Origin of the sequence: Sphingomonas sp. CCH9-F2 (genome assembly GCF_001556735.1) — a bacterium.
GTDB lineage: Bacteria > Pseudomonadota > Alphaproteobacteria > Sphingomonadales > Sphingomonadaceae > Sphingomonas > Sphingomonas ginsenosidimutans.
On record NZ_LSJO01000618.1, the window covers coordinates 1 to 23,354 of the forward strand.

The 23,354-nt window shown below is 68.9% G+C and carries 17 protein-coding genes; 9 read left to right on the top strand and 8 right to left on the bottom strand.

Features of this window, described 5'->3' with window-relative positions:
* Positions 1-234 precede the first annotated feature (234 nt).
* The 5 genes from AX685_RS21830 to AX685_RS17255 all read left to right on the top strand — a co-directional run bounded on the left by AX685_RS21830 (position 235) and on the right by AX685_RS17255 (position 5,629).
* Positions 235-384 carry a hypothetical protein gene (locus AX685_RS21830; RefSeq protein ID WP_197418672.1) on the top strand — a complete coding sequence of 50 codons (150 nt, stop codon included), beginning with the start codon at positions 235-237 and terminating at the stop codon, positions 382-384.
* A 35-nt stretch (positions 385-419) separates the two neighbouring features.
* Positions 420-1,484 carry an NAD(P)H-dependent flavin oxidoreductase gene (locus tag AX685_RS17240; RefSeq protein WP_066490813.1) on the top strand — a complete coding sequence of 355 codons (1,065 nt, stop codon included), beginning with the start codon at positions 420-422 and terminating at the stop codon, positions 1,482-1,484.
* Positions 1,485-1,704: 220 nt separating this feature from the next.
* The gene (gene otsB, locus AX685_RS17245; protein ID WP_066490816.1) at positions 1,705-2,454 is read left to right on the top strand and encodes a trehalose-phosphatase; all 750 of its coding nucleotides are present in this window, start codon (positions 1,705-1,707) and stop codon (positions 2,452-2,454) included.
* Positions 2,451-4,250, top strand: a complete 1,800-nt coding sequence (locus tag AX685_RS17250) for a glycoside hydrolase family 15 protein (RefSeq protein WP_066490817.1) — start codon at positions 2,451-2,453, stop codon at positions 4,248-4,250. The genes otsB and AX685_RS17250 overlap by 4 nt, the downstream gene beginning before the upstream one ends.
* The gene (locus tag AX685_RS17255; RefSeq protein WP_066490818.1) at positions 4,247-5,629 is read left to right on the top strand and encodes an alpha,alpha-trehalose-phosphate synthase (UDP-forming); all 1,383 of its coding nucleotides are present in this window, start codon (positions 4,247-4,249) and stop codon (positions 5,627-5,629) included. Before AX685_RS17250 ends, AX685_RS17255 begins: the two co-directional genes overlap by 4 nt.
* Positions 5,630-5,740: 111 nt before the next feature.
* Here AX685_RS17255 and AX685_RS17260 read toward each other — a convergent pair whose 3' ends face one another.
* Both AX685_RS17260 and AX685_RS17265 read right to left on the bottom strand, forming a co-directional pair.
* A complete protein-coding gene (locus tag AX685_RS17260) occupies positions 5,741-8,188 on the bottom strand; it encodes a TonB-dependent receptor domain-containing protein (RefSeq protein WP_066490821.1) in 2,448 nt (815 codons plus the stop codon).
* Positions 8,189-8,287: 99 nt separating this feature from the next.
* On the bottom strand, positions 8,288-9,403 hold the full coding sequence (locus AX685_RS17265) for a mechanosensitive ion channel family protein (protein WP_082741054.1): 1,116 nt from the start codon (positions 9,401-9,403) through the stop codon (positions 8,288-8,290).
* A 128-nt stretch (positions 9,404-9,531) separates the two neighbouring features.
* Here AX685_RS17265 and hppD point away from each other — a divergent pair, with 128 nt between their 5' ends.
* From hppD to AX685_RS17280, 3 genes are all read left to right on the top strand, one after another.
* Positions 9,532-10,602: a 4-hydroxyphenylpyruvate dioxygenase gene (hppD, locus tag AX685_RS17270; RefSeq protein WP_066490823.1), complete on the top strand. Its 1,071-nt coding sequence runs from the start codon at positions 9,532-9,534 to the stop codon at positions 10,600-10,602.
* Positions 10,603-11,073: 471 nt separating this feature from the next.
* A complete protein-coding gene (hmgA, locus tag AX685_RS17275) occupies positions 11,074-12,378 on the top strand; it encodes a homogentisate 1,2-dioxygenase (RefSeq protein ID WP_066490825.1) in 1,305 nt (434 codons plus the stop codon).
* A 5-nt stretch (positions 12,379-12,383) separates the two neighbouring features.
* Positions 12,384-12,737 carry a Rieske (2Fe-2S) protein gene (locus tag AX685_RS17280; protein WP_066490827.1) on the top strand — a complete coding sequence of 118 codons (354 nt, stop codon included), beginning with the start codon at positions 12,384-12,386 and terminating at the stop codon, positions 12,735-12,737.
* 51 nt (positions 12,738-12,788) lie between these two features.
* Here the strand turns inward: AX685_RS17280 and AX685_RS17285 are convergent, their stop codons facing one another.
* Entirely contained in the window at positions 12,789-14,870 is a 2,082-nt protein-coding gene (locus AX685_RS17285; RefSeq protein ID WP_066490839.1) for a malate synthase G, read from the bottom strand.
* A gap of 95 nt (positions 14,871-14,965) precedes the next feature.
* Here AX685_RS17285 and AX685_RS17290 point away from each other — a divergent pair, with 95 nt between their 5' ends.
* A complete protein-coding gene (locus AX685_RS17290) occupies positions 14,966-15,901 on the top strand; it encodes a LysR family transcriptional regulator (RefSeq protein WP_066490829.1) in 936 nt (311 codons plus the stop codon).
* Here AX685_RS17290 and AX685_RS17295 read toward each other — a convergent pair.
* The 5 genes from AX685_RS17295 to AX685_RS17315 all read right to left on the bottom strand — a co-directional run bounded on the left by AX685_RS17295 (position 15,856) and on the right by AX685_RS17315 (position 23,213).
* A complete protein-coding gene (locus AX685_RS17295; RefSeq protein WP_066490831.1) occupies positions 15,856-17,709 on the bottom strand; it encodes an AMP-binding protein in 1,854 nt (617 codons plus the stop codon). The genes AX685_RS17290 and AX685_RS17295 overlap by 46 nt on opposite strands.
* A 124-nt stretch (positions 17,710-17,833) precedes the next feature.
* Positions 17,834-19,474, bottom strand: coding sequence for a long-chain-fatty-acid--CoA ligase (locus tag AX685_RS17300; protein ID WP_231792279.1), 1,641 nt, complete (start codon positions 19,472-19,474; stop codon positions 17,834-17,836).
* Entirely contained in the window at positions 19,474-20,634 is a 1,161-nt protein-coding gene (locus tag AX685_RS17305; RefSeq protein WP_066490846.1) for an acyl-CoA dehydrogenase family protein, read from the bottom strand. Before AX685_RS17305 ends, AX685_RS17300 begins: the two co-directional genes overlap by 1 nt.
* A gap of 91 nt (positions 20,635-20,725) precedes the next feature.
* A complete protein-coding gene (locus AX685_RS17310; RefSeq protein WP_066490833.1) occupies positions 20,726-21,400 on the bottom strand; it encodes an NnrU family protein in 675 nt (224 codons plus the stop codon).
* A gap of 13 nt (positions 21,401-21,413) precedes the next feature.
* On the bottom strand, positions 21,414-23,213 hold the full coding sequence (locus tag AX685_RS17315; protein ID WP_066490835.1) for a peptide MFS transporter: 1,800 nt from the start codon (positions 23,211-23,213) through the stop codon (positions 21,414-21,416).
* Positions 23,214-23,354: the final 141 nt, after the last annotated feature.

A 23,354-nucleotide genomic window follows, 5' to 3' on the forward strand; every position in this document is an offset into this window, starting at 1 on the left:
GCGCCGCCGCCTGCCCCGCGATCGCCGCCGCCGTCACCCCGATCATCGCCTGCCGTGCGAGCCGCGCGATCATCGCCTGCCGTGCGAGCCGCGCGATCATCGCCTGCCCCGATCCGTCCACCCTGTCAATCTCCCCGGTCGTCGTCGCGCCCCATATGGCGGTGCGCACCCTGCTGGCCAATGAACAAGCGAAAAGAAGCTGCGGTTGCACGGTGGATGTGGTGAAGCGACGTGATGCAGATCAGGCCCGCCACCAACGACCGCGCGGTCGCGCCGTGGCGCGCGCCGGGTTTCGCGGTGGTCGGCACGCCGCCACGCGCGTTCGACCATCCCGGCCACGGCCCGGTCGATGCGCTGGTGATGTACCGCGATCTGGCACAATAGTTGCCGCGCGCGCGGCCGCGTTCTACGGCTGGGCGATGACCGATACGCTGACCGCCCCCGCTGCCGATTCCGCCCGCGAAACCACCACCGGCGCCGCGCGCCTTGCGCGCCGCATGGAACGCGGCGCGGCGTTCCTGGGCGCGGACGTCGCGATCATGGCGGGCGCGATGTCGTGGGTGTCGGAACGCCATCTGGTCGCGGCGATGTCGAACGCGGGCGGGTTCGGCGTGATCGCATGCGGCGCGATGACCCCCGAACTGCTCGATGCCGAGATCGCGGGGACGAAGGCGCTGACGACCCGCGCGTTCGGCGTCAACCTCATCACCATGCACCCGCAGCTGACCGATCTGATCGCGGTATGCGCGCGCCACGGCGTCGGGCATGTCGTGCTGGCCGGCGGGCTGCCGCCCAAGGGCTCGCTGGAGGCGATCAAGGCATCGGGCGCGAAGGTCATCTGCTTCGCCCCCACGCTGGCGCTGGCCAAGAAGCTGATCCGATCGGGCGTCGACGCGCTGGTGATCGAGGGGATGGAGGCCGGCGGCCATATCGGCCCCGTGTCCACCAGCGTGCTGGCGCAGGAAATGCTGCCCGAGATCGCCGATCAGGTGCCGGTGTTCGTCGCCGGCGGGATCGGCCGGGGGGAGGCGATCGCCGGCTATCTCGACATGGGCGCGGCGGGCGTCCAGCTGGGCACGCGCTTCGTCTGCGCGACCGAGAGCATCGCGCACCCCAATTTCAAGAAGGCGTTCATCCGCGCCAGCGCGCGCGACGCGGTCGCCAGCGTGCAGATCGACCCGCGCCTGCCGGTGATCCCGGTGCGCGCGCTCAAGAATGCCGGGTCGGAGCTGTTCACCGCGAAGCAGCGCGAGGTCGCGCAGTCGCTCGACGAGGGCGCGGTCGCGATGGCCGAGGCGCAGTTGCAGATCGAACATTACTGGGCCGGCGCGCTGCGCCGCGCGGTGATCGACGGCGATGTCGAACATGGCAGCGTGATGGCCGGCCAGTCGGTCGGCATGGTGACGAAGGAAGAACCCGTCGCCGACATCATCGCCGCGTTGATGGCGGAGGCCGCCGAGGCGCTGGACCGCCGCACGCGCTGAGCGTCGCGATCCCGGCGTCGAGCCTTCAGTCCATCCTGCAAACCGTCATCCCAGCGAAGGCTGGGATCTCATGCCGGCAGGGCGCCGCAGGAGCCGCGAAAGGCCCCGGCCTTCGCTGGGGCGACGATTCTGGCGACATGCCGGGCGGAAGCACGATCCAACCGCGCGGCATCTCCTTTCCGCATTGCACCATCGGCCGTCGCGGGCCACCTAGGCGCGCATGAGCGCCTCCCTTCCGCCCCCGCCCGCCGATCTGCTGGCCGGCGCCAGCCTGTTCCTCGATTTCGACGGTACGCTGGTCGAACTGGCCGCCACTCCCGATGCGGTGGCGGTCGCGCCCGAACTGCCCGGCCTGCTCGAACGGCTGGCGGCGCGTCTGCCTGGCGGGGTCGCGATCGTCAGCGGGCGTCCGGTGCATGAGGTGCGCGCGCTGATCGCGCCCGCCGCGCTGGTGATCGCGGGCAGCCACGGGCTGGAGATCGCCGACTCCGACGGCACCGTCCACGCGCCCGATCGCCCCGCCGCGCTCGACGCCGCGCTGGCCGCCGCGCACGACTTGGCCGCTGCGCACGACGGCATGCTGGTGGAGGACAAGCCATTCGGCGTCGGCCTCCACTATCGCCGCGCGCCGCATGCCGGCGATGCCGCCGCCGCGTTTGCCGATAGGCTGGCCGCGCGCCACGGGCTGGTCGTCCAGCATGGCAAGATGGTGGTGGAACTGCGCCTGCCCGGCCGGGACAAGGGCGCGGCGGTCGATCTGTTGATGACGGAACCGGAACGGCGCCACGCGCGTCCTGTGTTCATGGGGGACGACGTGACCGACGAGGCGGGCTTCCATGCCGCGCGTGCGCTGGGTGGCGCCGGCGTGCTGGTCGGTGCGCCGCGCGCGACCGCCGCGTCCTACCGCCTTGCCGGCGTTGCCGACGCGCTCGCCTTTCTCGACGCCGCCACCGCACGGGGGGATGCATGACGACGACGCTGGATCTGTGGCCGATCGGCAATTGCCAGGTCAGCGCGCTGGTCGATCGTGCCGGCCGCTTCGTATGGGGCTGCGTGCCGCGCGTCGATGGCGATCCGTTGTTCTCCGCGCTGCTGGGCGGCGAGGCGCCCGACACCGGCTTCTGGGGGATCGGCCTGGAGGATTCGGTGTCGGTGGAGCAGGAATATATCCGCAACACCCCGATCCTGGTCACCACCCATCGCGACGCGCACGGCGGCGCGATCGAGGTGATCGATTTCTGCCCGCGATTCCAGCGGGAGGGGCGCACCTACCGCCCGGTCGCCTTCGCGCGGATCGTCCGCCCGGTGGCGGGCAGCCCGCGCGTGCGGGTGCAGCTGCGCCCGACCTGCGGCTGGGGCGGGGGGTGCCGCGAACAGATCGGCGGATCGAACCATTTGCGGCTGCTGATGGATACGATCGCGCTGCGGCTGACCACCACCGCGCCGATCGCGATGGTGCAGGGCGAACGCGCGTTCCGCGTCGAGCGCCCGCTGCACTTCTTCCTCGGGCCGGACGAAAGCTTCCAGGGCGATCTGGCCGCGACGGTCGACCTGATGCTGTATCGCACGACGCACGAATGGCAGTCGTGGGTGCGCGGGCTGGCCGTCCCGCTGGAATGGCAGGATGTCGTCATCCGCTGCGCGATCACGCTGAAACTGTGCCAGCATGAGGAAACCGGCGCGATCGTCGCGGCGCTGACCACCTCGATCCCCGAACATGCCGGGTCGCAGCGCAACTGGGACTATCGCTTCTGCTGGATCCGCGACGCCTATTACACGGTGCAGGCGCTTAACCGCCTCGGCGCGCTCGACGTGCTGGAGGGCTATCTGGGCTATCTGCGCAACATCGTCGATGTCGCCAGCCATGACGAGCAGCGCGGTGGGCACATCCAGCCGCTGTACGGCGTGCTGGGCGAGGCGCACCTGCCCGAACGGATCGAGACGACGCTGCCCGGCTATCGCGGCATGGGGCCGGTGCGCGTCGGCAACCAGGCGGCCGAACAGATCCAGCACGATGCCTATGGCCAGATCGTGCTGTGTTCGGTCCACGCCTTCTTCGACCAGCGGCTGTTCCGCATCGCGGGGCAGGAGGATTTCGAATCGCTCGAACATGTCGGCGACCGCGCCTGGGCCTATTACGATCAGCCCGACGCCGGCCTGTGGGAGCTGCGCACGCGCCAGAGCGTCCACACCTATTCCTCGGCGATGTGCTGGGCGGCGTGCGACCGGCTGGCAAACGCTGCCGAACGGCTCGGCCTGCCCGAGCGGCAGGCGCTGTGGGCCGGGCGCGCCGACACGATCCGCGCGCGCATCGAGGAGGCGGCGTGGCGCGAGGGGACGCGGCGCATGTCCGCGACCTTCGGCGGCGACGATCTGGATGCCAGCGTGCTGCAATTGCTCGACCTGCGCTTCTTCGCCGCCGACGATCCGCGCTTCATCGACACGCTGACCGCGATCGAAACCGGGCTGCGGCGCGGCTCGACGATGCTGCGCTACGATACCGAGGATGATTTCGGCCTGCCCGAAACCGCGTTCAATTTCTGCACCTTCTGGCTGATCGAGGCACTGTTCCTAACCGGGCGCAGCGACGAGGCGCGCGTTTTGTTCGAAGAGATGCTGGCCCGCCGCACCGCCGCGGGGCTGCTGTCGGAGGATATCGATCCGACGACGGGCGAATTGTGGGGCAATTACCCGCAGACCTACTCGCTGGTCGGCATGATCAATTGCGCCGCGATGTTGAGCAAACCATGGAGTAGTATCCGTTGAGCCGCCTGATCGTCATCTCCAACCGGGTCAGCGCCCCCACCGGCTCCACGTCGGGCGCACAGGGCGGGCTGGCGGTGGCGATGGCGGCGGCGCTACGCGCCAACGGCGGGCTGTGGTTCGGCTGGTCGGGGGAACAGACCGACCAGTTCACCGGCCATATCAACTTCCAGCGCGCGCACGGCGTCACCACCGCGACCGTCGATCTGGAGGAACAGGACGTCCAGGAGTATTACGACGGCTACGCCAACCGGACGTTGTGGCCGCTGTTCCACTATCGCATCGACCTGGCCGAATATGAGCGCGATTTCGCCGGCGGCTACCAGCGCACGAACCAGCGGTTCGCCGACACGGTGCGTCCGCTGATCGAGGCGGACGATCTGGTGTGGATTCAGGATTACCACATGTTCCCGCTGGGGGCGGAGCTGCGCCAGCGCGGCTGCGACAACCGCATGGGCTTCTTCCTCCACATTCCCTGGCCGCCGCGCCGCCTGCTGGGGACGCTGCCGGGTGCGCGGGCGCTGGTCGAATCGATGTTCGCCTACGACCTGATCGGTTTCCATACCGAGGAATGGCTGGAATCCTTCTGCGACTATGCGCGGCAGGATATGGGCGCGGTGATCGAGGACGGCGTCGCGCGGCTGGGCGACCGTAGCGTCGAATTGATCGCCTGCCCGATCGGGATCGACGCGTCGGCGTTCGCCGACATGTCGAAAAGCGTCAACGCGCGGCTCGCCTATCGCCGGATGCGCGATTCGGCGGACGGGCGCGACATGATCGTCGGGGTCGACCGGCTCGACTATTCGAAGGGGTTGGAGGAGCGGTTCCTCGGCTACGAACGCTTCCTGATCGAGCATCCGGAGGAGCGCAAGGAAGTGTTCCTGCTCCAGATCGCGCCGCCCAGCCGCGTCTCGGTCGAAAGCTACCAGCGCATCCGCCAGTCGCTGGAGGGGCTGTCGGGGCGGATCAACGGCGAATATGCCGATGTCGACTGGGTGCCGATCCGCTACGTCAACCAGGGCTATCCGCGCGATCAGCTGGCCGGCATCTACCGCGCGGCGAAGATCGGGCTGGTGACGCCCCTGCGCGACGGCATGAACCTGGTGGCGAAGGAATATGTCGCTGCGCAGGATCCGGAGGATCCCGGCGTGCTGGTGCTGTCGCGCTTCGCCGGCGCGGCGGAGCAGATGGGCGATGCGCTGCTGGTCAATCCGTACAGTGCGGAGGAGATGGCCGACGCGATCTGCCAGGCGCTCCGGATGCCGCGCGACGAACGGGTGCGGCGCTGGGAAAAGCTGATGGCCGGGGTTCAGGAACGCGACGTGACGTGGTGGGCGGACCGTTTCCTGGCCGCGCTGCGGCGCGCGGAAGTGGACGCCTGACACCGCCGCGATGACCCGGTCTGCGTCCCCGCATGCACGAGGGGCCGTGCAGGGACGCAGTGGGGGTACCGGCCTTCCCGCCCCCGCTGGAAGGCCGGTGTCTCTAGAGCGCTAGAAGTCGAACCGCGCGGTCACCGACACCGCGCGCCCGTTGAGCAGCCGCCCGCGCACGATCCCGCTCGCGGGGATGCGATCCTCGTCGATCCCGGTCAGCGCCAGCGTGTCGAACAGGTTGGTGGCGTTGAGCGACAGGAGCAGCCGTTCGGCCGGGCGCACCTGGACGAAGGCGTTGGTGGTCACGTAGCCCGGGATCTTCAGCAGGTTGGTGTCCTGCGCATAGGTATCCGTGGTGCCGATGAATACCGCGCCGACCGCGAACCGGTCGGTGCTGACCTGCGGCGTCGCCTGGAAGATCACGCTCGCCTGGTGACGCGGCGTGTTGCCGTTGATGGCCGGGTCCACCCGGTCGCGCACGATCGTGGCGTCGGTGAACGTCGCGCCCGCGGTCAGGCTGAACGGCCCGCGCCGCACGCCGCCTTCGAACTCCAGCCCCTTCGCCTTGTAATCGCGTGCGATCACCGCGCCGGTGGAGGTGTTGATGTTCGAATCCTGCGCCTCGACATGGAAACCGGTCAGGTTCAGCGTCACGCCCTGGTGGCGGTATTTCACGCCGATCTCGGCCTGCTTCACCGGGTCGTAGGCGGCCTGCGGGATCGCCAGCGCGCCGGTGGCATTGTCGATCACGCTGCCGAAGGTGATGCGGTCGGCATTGGCGCGCGCGCCGCGGCTGTAGCGTGCGAACACCGCCAGCGGCTCGGCCACGCGATAGACGACGCCCCCCGAATAGGACAGGTAATGGTAGTTGTAGTCGACGAACCCCGGCGCGCCCGGCGTCACCCCGACGCGCTGTTCGGGCGGGGAGATCACGCCGTCGCCGTCGATGTCGCGCGCCACCTGCCCGATGCGTCCGCCGCCCAGCTCGACGCCATAGACGGTGCCCTTCGCGCTGCCGACATCGTAGCGCAGGCTGCCGCCGATCGACACGCGCCCGATCTTGTAATTGGCCGACGCGAACGGCGCGTTGATCGCATAGGCGAGCCGCAGCGTGCGCCGCTGCGTCCCCGACAGCGGGTTGTAGGCATAGATGCCGCCCGCGGTGCGCGCATTGCCGCCCGCATCGACGACGTTGAGCAACGCGGCATCGCCGCCGCCCTTCACCTCGGTCACCGCGACGCCGTACAGGATCGACGTGTCGATCTGCTGGCGCCCGGTGTACAGGCCCGCGGTGGTGGTCAGCACGCCGTCGCCCATGTTCCACACGCGGCTCGCGCGGATGTCGTTGGTGATGCTGCCGACATCCTGCTGCCGGCGGTCGCGGATGTTGTAGATCGCGATCAGTCCGTTGCCGTTGAGCGCGGCGGGATCGGCGATCGCCTGCCCGGCATGGGCGCCGGTGGCATAGCGGAACGACCCGCCCGTCGCGCCCAGCCGGGTCAGCGCGGCGGCGGGGGTCAGATACTGGCTGCTGAACGGCCCGATCAGCCCGCCGGAGCGGCCCGCGGCGCGGAAGCGTTCGGTGATCGTCCAGTCACCCAGCGCGAACTGGCTTTCGACGCCGAACGCGCGTTCCTTGACGTGCTGCCCGTTGCGGATGTCCTCGCGGATCGGCTGGTTGTTCTCGTCCAGCACCAGCACCGATTGCAGGTAGCGGGTCGACAGCGTGTCCTTCGTCGGATCGAACCCGGGCACCGCGGCCAGCGTCGGCGCGTCGTTCGTGCCCGTCACGCGCAGCGGGACCGAATCGTAGAAGGGCGAACGGTCGTCCAGATACTTTCCGTAGAGGCGGATATAGCCGCCCGCGAACTGGCGCGTGACATTGGCCTTGATCTGCCCGCCGCGCTGGCCGTCGAAACCGATCCGCCGCGGCCCTTCGCCCTGGCGGTAATAGCCGCCGATGTGGAAGCGCAGCGTCTCGCTCAGCCGGCCGCCGTAATCCACGTCGGCGCGATACTGGTCGAAATCGACCCCGGCGGTCAGCGCGATCGCGCCGCCTTCCTGTTCGCCGGTCTTGCTGATGAAGTTGATGATCCCGCCCGGTGCGTTGCTGGCGAAGGTCGATGCCGAACCGCCGCGGATCGCCTCGACCTGCGCCAGGTTGAGATCCAGGCGCAGGAAGCTGTCGGCGCTGGCGCCGACCACGTCGCCGAATTCCATCACCGGCAGGCCGTCTTCCTGCAGCTGGACGAACTTGGCGCCCGACGATGACAGCGGCAGCCCGCGGATGGTGATGTTGGCGATGCTTTCGCCGTTCGGTGCCTCGGCCAGGATGCCGGGGATGTCGCGCAGCAGCTCGCCCACCGATCGCGGCGCCAGCTTGGCGATCTCCGCCTCGCGCAGGACGCTGGTGGATGTGGCGCTGTCCAGCCGGTCGCGCCCCTTGGCGACGCCGGTGGTGACATTGTCCTGGTCGGCGGCCGGCGCCGGCGCCGCGGTGTCGGCCAGCGCCGGCGTGGCGAGCGCGATAAGCGATACCGCCGCCAGGGCCCGATAGCGGGACATGAGATCCTCCCCCAAAAAGTGCCGGCTCACATCCCGCGGTGAGCCATGGCCGCTGCTTGAGGGCGCATCGATGGAGAATTGTTTAATTGGATGAGGGTGTTAGCCTAAAGTCGTAGGTGCCAGGCCACTTGGGGAGGGCGCCCCCAGCGCGACATCGGCACGCCGCCGGAACAGCGCCTGCGGCATTTCCGCCGCGATATACGCCAGCAACCCCTCGCGCACGTCGCAGCGCAGGTCGAACGCGGTCGAGGCATCGCGCGCGGTCATCAATCCGCGCAACTCGATCGACCCGTCGGGCTTGGTATCGGTCACCTGCAGGTTCCAGAACCGCCCGTCCCAGCGCGGATTGGCGGTGACGATCCGCCCCAGCGCCTCGCGCAGCCGCGGCACGTCGGCGGCCGGATCGACATACCAGAACACGCTGCCCAGCAGCGCGCTCGACTGGCGGGTCCAGTTCTGGAAGCTCTGCTCCAGGAATTTCGACACCGGCACCACCAGGCGTCGTTCGTCCCAGATCTTGACGACGACATAGGTCAGCCGGATCTCCTCGATCCGCCCCCATTCGCCGTCGATGATGACGACGTCGTCGATGCGGATCGGCTCGGTGAAGATCATCTGGAACCCGGCGATCAGGTTCTTCAGCGCCGGTTGCGCCGCCGCGCCCACCGCAAGGCCCGCCAGGCCCGCCGACGCCACCAGGGTGACGCCCAGCGTGCGCACCGCCGGGATCGTCATCAGCATCGCGCAGATCGTCACCAGCAGGATCATCGACACGATGATGCGTTGCAGGATGCCCAGCCGTGTGCGCCGCCGCCGCGCGCGCAGATTGTCGGCGACGGTGATGTCGGCGTGGCGGATCATCGCGTCGATCACCGTCCCCGCGCCGACGATCGCCGCCCAGCCCAGCAGCCCCGGCACGATCAGCGCGGCGGCGCGCGCCCACAAGGTCGCGGTCGCGCGGTCGAGGTCGAGCGCGGGCTGCACCGCCGCCAGCGCCACGACGATCATCAGCCAGCGCAACAGCTTGCGGATGCGCTCGACGAACAGCGCCGCGCTGCTCTCCGGCCGTCCGCGCGTCGCGCGACGCGCGGCCCAGACGACGATCCGGTGCGCCACCAGCGCCAGCGCCACCGCGCCCGCCACGTATAGGAAGCCCGAAAGCCAGCCGGGTACGTCGTGCCACCATGCCTGCACGGTCCTGTTCCACCCCGTCATCGCCGCTCCGTCGTTTCGTGGTGCACTGCCGCAAACGTGGCGCGGGGCGGGCGCGTTCCCCATTGACGCTCCCCATACGGTATCATAAGATACCATATCGTTTGAAACCACCTGCCGGGATACGCGCGATGGAGCATATGGACGTCAATCCGATGGGCCTGGACGGGTTCGAATTCTGCGAATTCACCGCCCCCGATACCGCCGCGCTGCGGCGGCAGTTCGAGGCGCTGGGCTTTGTCGCCGCCGCCACCCACCCGACGCGCCGCGTCACCCGCTATGTCCAGGGGCGCACCAACCTGCTGGTGAACGAGGAACCGGGCGGGCAGGCGGCGGCGTTCGCGGCCGAACACGGCCCATCCGCCAACGGCATGGCGTTCCGCGTCGCGGATGCGCAGGCGGCGTTCGACGCGGCGCTGGCGCGCGGCGCGAAGCCGGCCGATGCGGCCACCAGTGCGCTGGGGGAGGGGGCGTATGTCCTCCAGGGGATCGGCGGCTCGCTGCTGTATCTGGTCGATCGCCCCGGCGCGGCGGGCAGCGTCTATGACGATTGGGACGAGGTGCCCGGCTGGCGCGCGGCGGCAGCGCGCGAGGGCGTCGGGCTGGACCTGCTCGACCACCTCACCCACAATGTCCGGCGCGGGCAGATGCGCGTCTGGGCCGAATTCTACGGCCAGATCTTCGGGTTCGAGGAACAGAAGTATTTCGATATCAAAGGCAAGGCGACCGGGCTGTTCAGCCAGGCGATGATCGCGCCGGACCGCGCGATCCGCATCCCGCTCAACGAAAGCCAGGACGACAAGAGCCAGATCGAGGAATTCATCCGCGATTACAATGGCGAGGGGATCCAGCATCTCGCCATGACCACCGACGACATCTACGCCACGGTCGAGGCGCTGCGCGCGCGCGGCGTGCGGTTGCAGGACACGATCGAGACCTATTACGAACTGGTCGACAAGCGCGTCCCCGGCCATGGCGAGGATCTGGAGCGGCTGCGCCGCAACCGCATCCTGATCGACGGCGACGTGGAGGAGGAGGGCATCCTGCTCCAGATCTTCACCGAGCCGATGGTCGGCCCGATCTTCTTCGAGATCATCCAGCGCAAGGGCAACGAAGGGTTCGGCAACGGCAATTTCCAGGCGCTGTACGAATCGATCGAGCTGGACCAGATCCGCCGCGGCGTCATCACCGTCGACGCATGATGGGGGGTAACGGGGCAGGTGGAAACGGCCCGCGTCATTTTCGACCAGGGCGTATCCACCTTCTGCTCCGTTCGCCCCGAGGAGCCGTTGAGCTTGTCGAAACGGCATCGCTTCGAGACGAGGCTTCGGCAGGTTCAGCCTCTCCTCAGCACGAACGGGTCGAGGGTGAAGGGAGATCGATACTGGTTCCTGCATGACGGCAACCCGCCGCCGCCGGCGCCCGACGCCATGTCCTACACCGCCGTATCCCGCTATCGTCGCGGCGATGAAAGGGGGCAGGGACGAGGTAGCGAACAGGGCGCGCCGGTGTCGCCCCGGTGTCGCCCCGGTGTCGCGTCCCCGTCGCGTCGCGGTCGCGTTCCGGTCGCATGGCGCGCGAAAACGCGCCGGCGGCTCAACATTGACAACATTCGCGCCGCGCGGCGCGGGCCGATGTCCGCCGCGGGGTGGTGGAAAGGAGAGGAAGCCACAATGACCGTCCACCACCCCGATCCCGATGCCGCGGGCTATATCCCCGGCTTCGGCAATCATGTCTCGACCGAGGCGGTCGCCGGCGCGTTGCCGGTCGGGCGCAACTCGCCGCAACGCCCTGCCTTCGGCCTCTATGCCGAGCAGCTTTCCGGCACCGCCTTCACCGCGCCGCGGCATGAGAACCGTCGTTCGTGGCTGTACCGGATGCGTCCCACCGCCGAACATCCGCCCTATGCCGCCTATTCCGGCGCGGCGCTGTTCGCCCCCGGCGCCGGCCATGCGCCGCTCGCGCCCAACCGGCTGCGCTGGGATCCGCTGCCGCTGCCCGATGCGGGCGTCGACTGGGTCGACGGGATGACGACGTTGCTGGTCAACCGCGACCCGGCCGACCTGACGGGCGTGGCGCTCCACATCTATGCCGCGAACCGCGACATGACCGACCGGGTGTTCATGGATGCCGACGGCGAATTGCTGTTCATCCCCGAACAGGGGCGACTGGAACTGCTGACCGAAATGGGGCGCCTGTCAGTCGCGCCGGGGCAGGTCGCCGGCGTGCCGCGTGGGGTGCGCTTCCGCGTGCTGCTGCCCGATGGCGCGGCGCGGGGCTATGTCGCGGAAAATCACGGCAGCCTGTTCCGCTTGCCCGATCTCGGCCCGATCGGCGCCAATGGCCTGGCCAATCCGCGCGACTTCGAAACCCCGGTGGCGTGGTTCGAGGATCGCGACGAACCCGTCCAGGTGATCCAGAAGTTCATGGGCGCGCTGTGGACGATGACGCTCGACCACTCACCGCTCGACGTCGTGGCGTGGCACGGCAATCTCGCGCCGTGGCGCTACGACCTGTCGCGCTTCATGGCGATCAACACCGTCAGCTTCGATCATCCCGATCCGTCGATCTTCACCGTGCTGACCTCGCCCAGCGACGTGCCGGGGCGCGCGAACGCCGATTTCGTGATCTTCCCGCCGCGCTGGATGGTGGCGGAAGGGACGTTCCGTCCTCCATGGTTCCACCGCAACGTCATGTCGGAGGCGATGGGCCTCATCACCGGCGAATATGACGCCAAGGCGGACGGCTTCCGCCCCGGCGGGCTGTCGCTCCACAACATGATGAGCGGCCACGGCCCCGACGTCGCGTCGTGGCGCGGCGCGAGCGAGGCGGAACTGAAGCCGGTGAAGCTCGACGGCACGATGGCGTTCATGGTCGAAAGCTGCTGGGCCTATCGCCCCACCGCCACCGCGCTGGACCGCGCACAGCTCGATTACGATGCGGTGTGGAACGATTTCCCGAAGGCGCAGCTGCCCTGAGCGCCGTGGGAAATGAGCGGGTCTTCGCCACACCGGCGGGCGTCGCCCTCGGCCCGCTGGCGCAGATCGCCGACGGCGCGGCGCGCAATTTCGTCCTGCAAATGCGCGCCGGGCGCTTCCACGGTTTCGTGGTGCGGCGCGGCGCGGAGGCGTTCGGCTATGTCGATCGCTGCCCGCACGCCGGCCTGCCGCTGGCGCAGGAACTGGATGATTACGTCGCGGCGGGGCACATCCGCTGCACCTGGCACGGCGCGCTGTTCCGCATCGACGACGGCGCGTGCGTCGCCGGCCCCTGCACCGGCCAGCGGCTGACGCCATGGCCGGTGACGGTGACCGACGGCACGATCGTCACCGCATGACGACCCGGTCGACACCACGTCGCCCCAGCAAAGGCTGGGGCCTCCGCGTGGTCAGCGCGCCGCCGCCTTCGCCTCCGCCCGGTACTGGTGCAGCAACGGCTCGGTATAACCGTTGGGCTGCGCGACCCCCTCGAACACCAGCGCCCGCGCCGCGGCAAGCGCGATGCTGTCCCCGGTCAGCGGGCGGTACAGCGGATCGCCGGCATTCTGCGCATCGACCTTCGCCGCCATCCGCCGCAGCGCCGCCTCCGCCTCGTCCGCGCTGGCGACACCGTGGAGCAGCCAGTTGGCCATGTGCTGCGACGAAATGCGCAGCGTCGCGCGGTCCTCCATCAACCCCACGTCATGGATGTCCGGCACCTTGGAACAGCCGATCCCCTGGTCGATCCACCGCACGACATAGCCCAGGATTCCCTGCGCATTGTTGTCCAGTTCCTCGCGTATGTCCTCGGCCGACCAGTTGCGCCCGCCGGCGACCGGCACGTCGAGCAGCGCGTCGAGCGATGCGACCGGTTCGGCCCGCCGCGCCGCCTGCCGCGCGAACACGTCGACGCGGTGGTAATGGGTGGCGTGCAGCGTCGCCGCGGTCGGGCTGGGCACCCAGGCGGTGGTCGCGCCGGTCATCGGATGCGCGATCTTCTGCGCCAGCATGTCCGCCATCATATCGGGCGCCGCCCACATCCCCTTGCCGATCTGCGCCTTGCCCGACAGGCCGCAGGCGAGCCCGATCTGGACGTTGCGGTTCTCGTACGCCTTGATCCAGGCGGCGTTCTTCATCTCGCCCTTGCGGATCATCGCGCCGGCGCGCATCGACGTGTGCATCTCGTCCCCGGTGCGATCCAGGAAACCGGTGTTGATGAACACGATCCGGTCCTTCACCGCATGGATGCACGCCGCCAGATTGGCGGAGGTGCGCCGCTCCTCGTCCATCACCCCCACCTTGATGGTGTGGCGCGGCAGGCCCAGCAAATCCTCGACCCGGTCGAACAGCGTGTTCGTGAACGCCGCCTCTTCGGGGCCGTGCATCTTGGGCTTGACGATATAGATCGACCCCGTCCGGCTGTTGGCGCGCGCGCCGTTCAGGTCGTGCAGCGCGATCAGGCTGGTGACGATCGCATCCAGGATGCCCTCCGGCGCCTCGCCACCATCGGCCAGCCGGATCGCCGGGTTGGTCATCAGATGCCCGACGTTGCGCACGAACAACAGGCTTCGCCCCGGCAGCGTCAGCGGCGTGCCGTCGGGCGCGACATAGTCGCGATCCGCGTTCAGCCGCCGCGTCATCGTCGCGCCGCCCTTCTCGAACGTCTCGGTCAGGTCACCGCGCATCAGCCCCAGCCAGTTGGCATAGGCCGCGACCTTGTCCGCCGCGTCCACCGCCGCGACCGAATCTTCCAGGTCACAGATCGTGGTCAGCGCTGATTCGAGGACCACGTCGGCGATCCCGGCCGGATCGTCGCGCCCGATGGGATGCGCGTGGTCGATCACCACCTCGATATGCAGGCCGTGGTGACGCAGCAGCAGGCTGTCGCCGGCGCCCCCCACCAGCTGCGCCGGATCGGCCAGCACGGGCGTCCCGCCGGTCCAGTCGGCCCAGCTACTCTCGGCCAGCGGCGCCGCTTCGTCCAGGAACGCCTTCGCCCAGGCGATCACCTGCTGGCCGCGCGCCGCGTCATAGCCCTTGCCCGCGGGCGCGCCGGGGATCACATCGGTGCCGTACAGCGCATCGTACAGGCTCCCCCAGCGCGCATTGGCCGCGTTGAGCAGGAAGCGCGCGTTGAGGATCGGCACCACCAGCTGCGGCCCGGCACGACGCGCGACCTCTTCGTCGACATTCTCGGGGGCGACCGCGAAGGGCGCGGGTTCGGGGACGAGATAGCCGATGTCGCGCAGGAACGCCTGATAGGCGGGCTGGTCGATCGGCTGGCCCGCGCGCTCGATGTGCCAGGCGTCGATCTGCGCCTGCATCCGGTCGCGCGTTGCCAGCAGCTCGCGGTTGTGCGGGACCAGATCGGCGAAGATCGCCGCGGTACCGCGCCAGAAGGCGTCGGCGGTGATGCCCGATCCGGGCAGCGCACGCTCCTCGACGAAGGCGGCCAGCGCCGCGTCCACCTGCAATCCGGCCCGGTCGATCATCATGTCCTGCTCCTTCGCCCCCGATCTAGACCGATCGGCAGCGGTTCGGTAGAGGCACGAAATGCCCAGCAGCTTTTCCTCGTAGGAAAAGATCGATGCTCGATCCCGATTACGAACTGTTCGTCCATGTCGCCGCCGCGGGCAGCCTGTCGGCGGCGGCGCGGGCGCTGCGGCTGTCGCCGGCGATGGTCAGCAAGCGGCTGGCGCGGCTGGAGCAGCGGCTGGGCGTCCGGCTGCTCCACCGCACCACGCGGCGGCTGGCGATGACCGCCGCGGGGGAGCAATTCCACGCCGACCTGACCGCGATCCTTGCCGCGACCGCGGCGGCGGAGGCGCGCGTCACCGGGGCGGCGGCGGCGCCCGCGGGGCCGCTGCGGGTATCGGCGCCGACCTCGTTCGGGCGGCTGCACGTCGCGCCGCATCTCCACCGCTTCATCGTCGACCATCCCGCGGTGGCGTTGGCGATCGACCTGTCGGACGGGTTCGTCGACCTCCTGGCCGGCGGCGTGGACGTCGCGATCCGCATCGCCCCCGATGTTCCCGCCGATGTCGCCGCCCACCGGCTGGCGGACAGCCGCCGCGTGCTGTGCGCCGCGCCGGCCTATCTGGCGGCGCACGGCGCGCCCGCGACGATCGCCGATCTGGCGACGCATCGCCTGCTCGCCGCGCAGGGGCAGTTGCCGTGGCAGTTGATGGCGCGCGGCCGCGCCCGGACGGTCGAGGGCGACAGCATCGTCGCGACCAATTCCAGCGAGCTGGTGCGCGAACTGGCGCTGACCGGCGCGGGCATTGCGTTGCGATCGTTATGGGACGTGCACGACGCGCTGGCGCGCGGCACGCTGGTGCGCGTGCTGCCGGAGTGGGAGGGGTCGGCGCGCGTTGGCATCTGGGCGGTGCATCCGCGTGGGCAACCGGTGGCGCCCGCGGTCACCGCGTTCGTCGCGTTCCTGCGCACCGTGATCGACCCCGCCGCGTGGGAAAGCGGTCAGCCCGCCAGCACCACCACGCCGTCGCCCGGCGGATCGGCGTAGAGCGCGTCCACTGTCGCCGCGCGCGCGGCCAGCGCGGCGCGCTGGTTGACATAACCCTTGTCGGTGATCTCGCCCGCGTCGACCGACGGCGGGTCGCGCAGCAGGACGAAACGGGCGACGCGCCGCGAACTGCCCCCTGCCGCGTCATTGTGCGTGCGCAGCCGCTCCGCGACCAGTCCCGCCAGCGTGTCGAACGGATCGCTGCCGGGCGTCGCCTGCGCCAGCGTCTGGAGCGCCGCGGCGGAGGGCCAGGTGAGCAGCGCGACGAACGGCCGGTCCTGCCCCGCGATCACCGCATCCTGCAGATAGGGGGAGCAGGCCGCGACCAGATCCGGGCGCAGCGTGCCGACCGACACCCAGGTGCCCGAATCCAGTTTGAAATCCTCCGTGACACGCCCGTCGAACACCAGCCCCTGCGCCGGATCGTCCGGGTCCAGGAACCGTGCCGCATCGCCCAGCCGGTAGAAACTTTCCTCGTCGAAGGCGGCGGCGGTGCGTTCGGGGTCGCGGTGATAGCCGGTGGTGACGGTCGGCCCCTTGACCCGGACCTCCAGCTTGCCGCCCGCCGGCACCAGTTTCAGCGTGATTCCCGGCAGCGGCAGGCCGATCAGCCCGACCCGTTCGGTCAGCCAGTGGACCACTGTCACCCCTTGCGTCTCGGTCGCGCCGTACATGGTGGTCAGCGGGATGCGATGCCCCGTCTCCGCGACCGCCAGCGCCTGGATCCGGTCGGCGACGTCGCTGGACAGCGTGGCGCCGCCATAGGCCATGTGCGTCAGGTTGCGGAAGAAGCTGGCGCGCAGCTTCGGGTCGCGCTCCATCGCCTCGGCCAGCATCGCGAAGGCGATCGGTGCGGAGCCGAACACCATCGGCGACACGTCGTACAGGTTGCGGATCGTCGTATCGAACAGCCCCGGAACCGGCTTACCTTCGTCGAGATAGAGCGTGCCGCCGGCGGCGATATTGTTGTTGAACGCGATGTTGCCAGCGGAGATGTGGCTCCACGGCATCCATTCCAGCGACAGCGGAACCGGGCGGTCGTCGGGATGATCATCGCGCAACCCTTCCTGCGCGGCGACGACATGCACCATCATGCCGTGCGTTTGCGGCACCCCCTTGGGCATTCCGGTCGAGCCGGAGGTGAACAGGAACTTGCCGATGGTCGCATGGCCGATCGCCTCGCGCGCCGTTGCCACCGCCGCGCCGGGCGTGGTCGCGGTCAGTGTCGCGAGGGGAACGGTGCCCATGGCGCCGTCGACGGTGACGATCGTCAGATCGGGTTCCAGCGTGCGCAGCGTGTCGAACGCCCGCGCGAAGGGGGCGGCCGCCTGCGCGAACACCACCCGCGGCGTCACCGTCGCGGCGGCATGGCGCAGCTTGGCATGGTCCGTGGAGATCAGGCTGTACGCCGGGCTGACCGGGGCAGCGGGCACCCCCGCGGCATAGCAGCCCAGCGTCACCAGCGCATGTTCGACCGAATTGGCCGACAGGATCATCACCGTATCATCGCCGCCCAGTCCGCGATCCAGCAGCCATTGCGCGATCCCCTCCACCGCGCGCAGTGCCTCGCCATAGGTGACGCCTTCCCATCCGCCACCATCGGCGGTGCGTTGCAGGATGAACAGGCGTTCGGGATGCGCGGCTGCCCGCTCGGCCAGCAGGTGGACGATCGATCGCGCCGGCGGCGCCATGGCGTGGCGCTGCCGGATCAGGATCGCGCCGTCGTCGCGCCGCTCGACCTCGACGTCGGGTGCCTTCTGCGGCAGCGGCTTGAACGGCACGGCGTGAATCGGGTCGGCGCGCGACATCCGGCATTCCTCTCGCTTGACGGCCGCGCTTGCTGCGCGGTCCGGGCGGCAGCCTAAGCCGGGCGGCTTACCCGGGCAAGCCGCTGCGACACGCCGACGCGGCCGTGTCGGCGCGTCGCGCGCATCACGCCGCCAAGCCGGGCAGCCGGTAACCGGCCATCTGCTGGCGGATCAGCTTCTTGTCGATCTTGCCGGTCGCACCCAGCGGGATGGCGTCGACCACCACCACGTCGTCGGGCATCCACCATTTGGCGATCTTCCCGTCCAGGAACCCGAGCAATTCGTCCTTCGCGCAGGTCGCACCGGGCGCCGGCTGTACCAGCAGGATCGGGCGCTCGTCCCATTTGGGGTGCGCGACGCCGATGACCGCCGCGATCGCCACCGCCGGATGGCCGGTGGCGATGTTCTCGATTTCGATCGAACTGATCCATTCGCCGCCGGACTTGACGATGTCCTTGGCGCGGTCGGTGATCTGCATATAGCCGGACGGGTCGATCGTGGAAACGTCGCCGGTATCGAAGAACCCTTCCTCGTCCAGCACGTTGCCGCCCTCGCCGCCGAAATAGCCGGAGGTGATCGTCGGCCCCTTGATCTTCAGGTGCCCGGCGGTCTTCCCGTCATGCGGCAGGCGATTGCCCGCGTCGTCGGTCAGCTTCAGCTCCAGCCCGCACACCAGCCGCCCCTGCATCCCCTTGCGCCGCACCTGTTCGTCGTATGGCTGCGCCAGCACTTCCTGCGTCGGAGTGGACAGCGTGGCGAGCGGTGACGTCTCGGTCATGCCCCAGCCCTGGATCACCTCCACCCCGTAATCGTCCTGGAAGGCGCGGATCAGCGATTCGGGCGGGGCGGAGCCGCCGATGACGACGCGCTTCAACGTCGTGAACGTTTGCCCCGTGGCGCGCAGGTGCTGGAGCAGCCCCTGCCACACGGTCGGCACCGCGGCGGAGAAGGTGACGCCTTCCTCCTCGATCTGGTCGAAGATCGACTGGCCGTCCATCCGCGCGCCCGGCAGGACCAGCTTGGCGCCTGCGGCGGGGGCGGAATAGACCACGCCCCAGGCATTGGCATGATACATCGGCACGACCAGCAGGATCGAATCGCGCTGCGTCAGCGCCAGCGCATCGGCCTGCAGCGTCATCAGCGTGTGCAGGAAGTTGGAGCGGTGCGAATAGAGCACGCCCTTGGGATTGCCCGTCGTGCCCGAGGTATAGCACAGCCCGCAGGCCAGCCGTTCGTCGAACCCGCCCCAGACATATTCGGCGGGCTGGCCGGCCACCCAGGAATCAAAATCGGTCGCCGCGAACGGCACCTCGGGCATCTCCTGCGGACCGCACAGGAAGATGACCTGCTCGATCGAGGGCGCTTCCTTCAGCAGTGGCGCGATCAGCCCCGCGCACGCCGGGTCGGCCAGCAGGATACGGTCGCCGGCGTGGCGAGCGATATAGGCGATCTGTTCGGGAAACAGCCGCGGGTTCAGCGTGTGCAGCACCGCGCCCATGTTCGTCGCGCCGTACCAGGCGGCCAGATGGCGCGCGCCGTTCCACCCCATGGTCGCCACACGGTCGCCGCGGACGATACCCGCAGCGGCCAGCGCGCTCGACACCTGCTTGGCGGTGCGGTGCAGACCGGCATAATCGGTGCGCGACACCGACCCGCCGGCATCGCGCGATACGATCTCGCGCGCGCCGTGCCATGTCGCCGCATGATCGAGGATCCGATCCACCGTCAGCGGCACGTCCTGCATCAACCCGAACAGATCCGACATCAGCTCTCCTTCGTGTGTTTCCAGTCGCGCTTCACCTTCTTGGCGAGGCTCCATTTGTGGACTTCGGTAGGGCCGTCGTAGATGCGGAACGCGCGCACCTCGCGGAACACCTGCTCCACGATCGTGTCGCCGGTCACGCCGGTGCCGCCCATCACCTGGACGCAGCGGTCGGCGATGCGCATCAGCGCCTCGGATACCGCCACCTTTGCCATGCTGCTTTCCGCCGTGCCCAGATGGCCGTCGTCCAGTACCGCGGCACACCAGTCGATCATCAGTTCGGCCTGTTTCAGGTCGATCAGGTTTTCCGCCAGCATGAAGCCGACGCCCTCGTGATCGACCAGCGGCTTGCCGAAGGCGTGGCGGCGGCAGGCGTAATCGGTCGCGATCTCGTTCGCGCGGATGCACGCGCCCAGCCAGCGCATGCAATGGGTCAGCCGCGCGGGCGCCAGGCGCACCTGTGCCAGCTGGAACCCCTCGCCCGGATTGCCGAGCATCTGGTCGGCGGGGATGCGCAAATTCTCGATCGCGACCACCGCGTGGCCGCCGGGCATCGAGCTGTCGATGGTGTCGAGCACACGCTCGATACGGATCGCCGAATCGGGCAGGTCGACCAGGAACATCGTCGCGCCTTCGTCGGCCTTAGCCATGACGATGCCGACCTGCGCCCCCTCGGCACCGGTGATGAACGCCTTGCGCCCGTTGACGACCCAGTGGTTGCCGTCGCGCACCGCGGTGGTCTGCATCATCGACGGGTCGGACCCGGCGCCCCCGTCGGCGGCCGGCTCGGTCATGAAGAAGGCCGATCGCGCCTCGCCCCTGACCATCGGGTCCAGGAACCGTGCCTTCTGCTCGGCGCTGGCGCGCTGGCCCAGCAGGTACATGTTGCCTTCGTCCGGGGCGGCGACGTTGACCGCCACCGGTCCCAGCGGCGACAGGCCCGCGGCGCGCAGCACGACCGCGACGTCGCGATGATGCAGGTGGGTGCCGTCGGCCAGGATATGCGGCGTCAGCACGCCGGCGTCGCGCGCCAGTCCGCGCAGTTCGGCGACCAGATCGTCCGACGGGCCGTGCGCACCGCAGCGCGGATCGCGCTCGTAGGGCGCCACCGTGTCCCGTACGAAACGTTCCACGCGCGCGGCGATCGTTGTGGCTTCGGTCATCATCCTCTCGCATCCGATAGTGTCAGATGCCGGTCGCTTTGTCCTGTTTCGTTTCGTGTCGCCAGCCCCTGCCGTAACTTTTGTTCTGCCCTCACGCGATCCAGCGCCAGATGCCTGCCGCCCATCCGGCCAGCGGGATATGCGCCCAGGTCGCCGCCAGCCAGACGACCACCCCGCCGCCCAGCGCATGGCCGCCCAGCCCGCGGATCGAGCGTCGCGCGGCGAAGGGCAGGAAGCTGGTCCGCGCCATCCACTGCGGCCAGCTGTCGGGCTGATGGCGTGCCTTCTTGCGGTCCTGAAGGTGCGCGCCGACCAGCGCCAGCACGACGATGGCGCCGGCCAGGACAATATTGGCCGGCTGCGGGTAGACCAGGATATGCGCGGCGCCCCACAGCGCGAAGGACCACATCATCGGGTGGCGCGTGATCGCGAACACGCCGCGCGGCTCGACCGGCGGGCGCTGCTGTCCGCCCGGGTCGGGCAGTGCAGGGTTGCCGACCAGCGAGCCCATGAACAGCACGCTCGCCAGCAGCATCATTGCCGTGGCGACCGCCCACAGCGTATCGCCGACCGGCCAGAGCGGCGCGGCGAGCGGCGCGGCGCGATAGGCGAAGACCAGCCAGCCGAGTGTCACCGCCGCGACCAGCGAGTAGACGCCCAGGAAACCCCGCTCCCCCAGACGCGACACGATCGGCGCGCGCAGCGGGTGCGAAAGGAGAAAGTGCGTTCCGACGAACGCGGCGGCGGCAATCGGCACCTCTCCCATGGCGTTTCCTTCGTTACTGGACGCCGTGCATCCATTTCTTGATGAGCGGCGACAGCGCCAGCAATGCCACGCCGATCAGCGCCGCGGCAATGCCGATCGTCCAGAAGACGTTGTTATAGGTGTCCAGGCTGACCTTCAGGTTGGTCACCTGTCCGCCGACCGTCTCGACGCTGGCGACCTGCGCCACCACGCCGGCGACATATTGCGCGACCGAGATCGACAGGAACCACACGCCCATCATCAGCCCGACGATCCGCGCGATCGACAGCTTGGTGATCATCGACAGCCCGACCGGTGAAATGCACAGTTCGGCCAGCGAATGGATCAGGTACAGGCCCGCCAGCCACCAGATGCCGACCTTGAAATCCGGCCCGACGAAGCGGCTGCCGAAGACCAGGAACAGGAACCCCGCGCCGACGCCGATCAGGGCAATACCGAACTTGATCGGGATCGACGGTTCGCGGCCCGCGGCGGCCAGCTTCGTCCACATCGCCGCCATGACGGGGGCAAAGGCGACGATGAAGAAGGCGTTGAAGAACTGCGTCTGTCCTGCCGAGATTGAGAACAGCCCGAAGATCGACAGGTTGGTGTTGCGATCCGCGAACAGCGTCAGCGACGATCCGGCCTGTTCGAACAGCGTCCAGAAGACGACATTGAAGATGATCAGCACCATCGCGGCCAGCATCATCTGGAATTCGGTGCGGCTGCCCTTGGCCCATGACCACGCCAGGATCGCGGGGACGCCGACCAGGAAGGTGCCGAACAGCAATTTGCCCATCAGCGGCAGCGCGAGAATGTAGCCGAGTATCCCCGATCCGGCGACCGGTTCGGGCGCGTTCATGAGGTTGGTGAACAGCAGGTAGAAGATGGGCACGCCGATCAGCGAGGCGGCATAGATGCCCAGCGCGCGATCCGGCTGTCCCGCGTTCCGCGCCGGCGGCTCGCCATAGCCGGACAGGCGCCCGCCGTCGAACTGGATCAGAAACCAACTGAACAGCATCCCGAATGCGGCGAGGCCGAATCCGGCCCACCAGCCGACGGTGGTCGCCAGCAGCGGGCACAGCAGTTGCGAGAACAGCGAGCCGAGGTTGATGCCCATGTAGAAGATCGTGAAGCCGGTATCGCGGCGCCGGTCCCCCGGCGCGTACAATTCGCCCACCATGGTCGAGATGTTCGGCTTGAAGAAACCGTTGCCCACCGACACCATGCACAGCGCCAGCAGCATCAGCGCGACGTGGAGCGGGCTGCGGTCACCCTCCGACTGGAACGCGCCGGGCGCGACGGTGCGTGCGACCGCACCGGCCGGGTCGAGCAGCGAGACGGTGCCGTCGTCGTTCCCGCGGATCGCCAGTTTCTGCGCGCCGTCGACGACGTAGCGGGTCTCCACGCCCGCGCGCTCGTCGATCGCGACCGCATAACGCTGCCCGTCGACCATCGCATAGGGGGTGGCGGTCTGCCCGCCGAAGCAGAGCGTGAAATAGCCCAGCGCCATCAGCAGCGCACCAAACTTCACCGCGCGCTTCGATCCCAGATACTGGTCGGCCAGATAGCCGCCGATCAGCGGGGTCAGATAGACCAGCGCGGTGAAGCCCCCGTACAGCCCCGTGGCCGCACGATCGCCGAACAGGAAATGCTTCGTCAGGTATAGCGTCAGCAGCGCTCGCATGCCGTAGAAGCCGAACCGTTCCCACATTTCGGTGGTGAACAGCCGGGCCAGCTGGCGGGGATGCCCAAACCATGTGGCCTCGCTGGCCGGATTGACGTTGCTGATATCCGGCTCGCGCGGGGTGTCCGCGGTCGGGGTTTCCACCATAGGGAATGACGCTCCTGAACTGGTCGCGCCGCGGCGGAGGGGCGCGAAACTGATTGCAGGCGAAACTAGCGGCAAAGCGGCGGCTGTAAATATCCCGCTTGCCGCGATAGATGCCGGGCATGTTCAACGATCTTTCCACAC

Excerpts from the sequence above, each read along its gene's own strand:
- AX685_RS17295 (WP_066490831.1), bottom strand. The coding sequence starts at position 17,709 with ATGTCGCGCGCCGACCCGATTCACGCCGTGCCGTTCAAGCCGCTGCCG.
- AX685_RS21830 (WP_197418672.1), top strand. The coding sequence starts at position 235 with ATGCAGATCAGGCCCGCCACCAACGACCGCGCGGTCGCGCCGTGGCGC.
- AX685_RS17300 (WP_231792279.1), bottom strand. The coding sequence starts at position 19,474 with ATGTCGGATCTGTTCGGGTTGATGCAGGACGTGCCGCTGACGGTGGAT.
- AX685_RS17305 (WP_066490846.1), bottom strand. The coding sequence starts at position 20,634 with ATGACCGAAGCCACAACGATCGCCGCGCGCGTGGAACGTTTCGTACGG.
- AX685_RS17250 (WP_066490817.1), top strand. The coding sequence starts at position 2,451 with ATGACGACGACGCTGGATCTGTGGCCGATCGGCAATTGCCAGGTCAGC.
- AX685_RS17265 (WP_082741054.1), bottom strand. The coding sequence starts at position 9,403 with ATGACGGGGTGGAACAGGACCGTGCAGGCATGGTGGCACGACGTACCC.
- AX685_RS17310 (WP_066490833.1), bottom strand. The coding sequence starts at position 21,400 with ATGGGAGAGGTGCCGATTGCCGCCGCCGCGTTCGTCGGAACGCACTTT.
- AX685_RS17240 (WP_066490813.1), top strand. The coding sequence starts at position 420 with ATGACCGATACGCTGACCGCCCCCGCTGCCGATTCCGCCCGCGAAACC.
- hppD (WP_066490823.1), top strand. The coding sequence starts at position 9,532 with ATGGAGCATATGGACGTCAATCCGATGGGCCTGGACGGGTTCGAATTC.
- AX685_RS17260 (WP_066490821.1), bottom strand. The coding sequence starts at position 8,188 with ATGTCCCGCTATCGGGCCCTGGCGGCGGTATCGCTTATCGCGCTCGCC.
- AX685_RS17315 (WP_066490835.1), bottom strand. The coding sequence starts at position 23,213 with ATGGTGGAAACCCCGACCGCGGACACCCCGCGCGAGCCGGATATCAGC.
- AX685_RS17290 (WP_066490829.1), top strand. The coding sequence starts at position 14,966 with ATGCTCGATCCCGATTACGAACTGTTCGTCCATGTCGCCGCCGCGGGC.
- otsB (WP_066490816.1), top strand. The coding sequence starts at position 1,705 with ATGAGCGCCTCCCTTCCGCCCCCGCCCGCCGATCTGCTGGCCGGCGCC.
- hmgA (WP_066490825.1), top strand. The coding sequence starts at position 11,074 with ATGACCGTCCACCACCCCGATCCCGATGCCGCGGGCTATATCCCCGGC.
- AX685_RS17285 (WP_066490839.1), bottom strand. The coding sequence starts at position 14,870 with ATGATCGACCGGGCCGGATTGCAGGTGGACGCGGCGCTGGCCGCCTTC.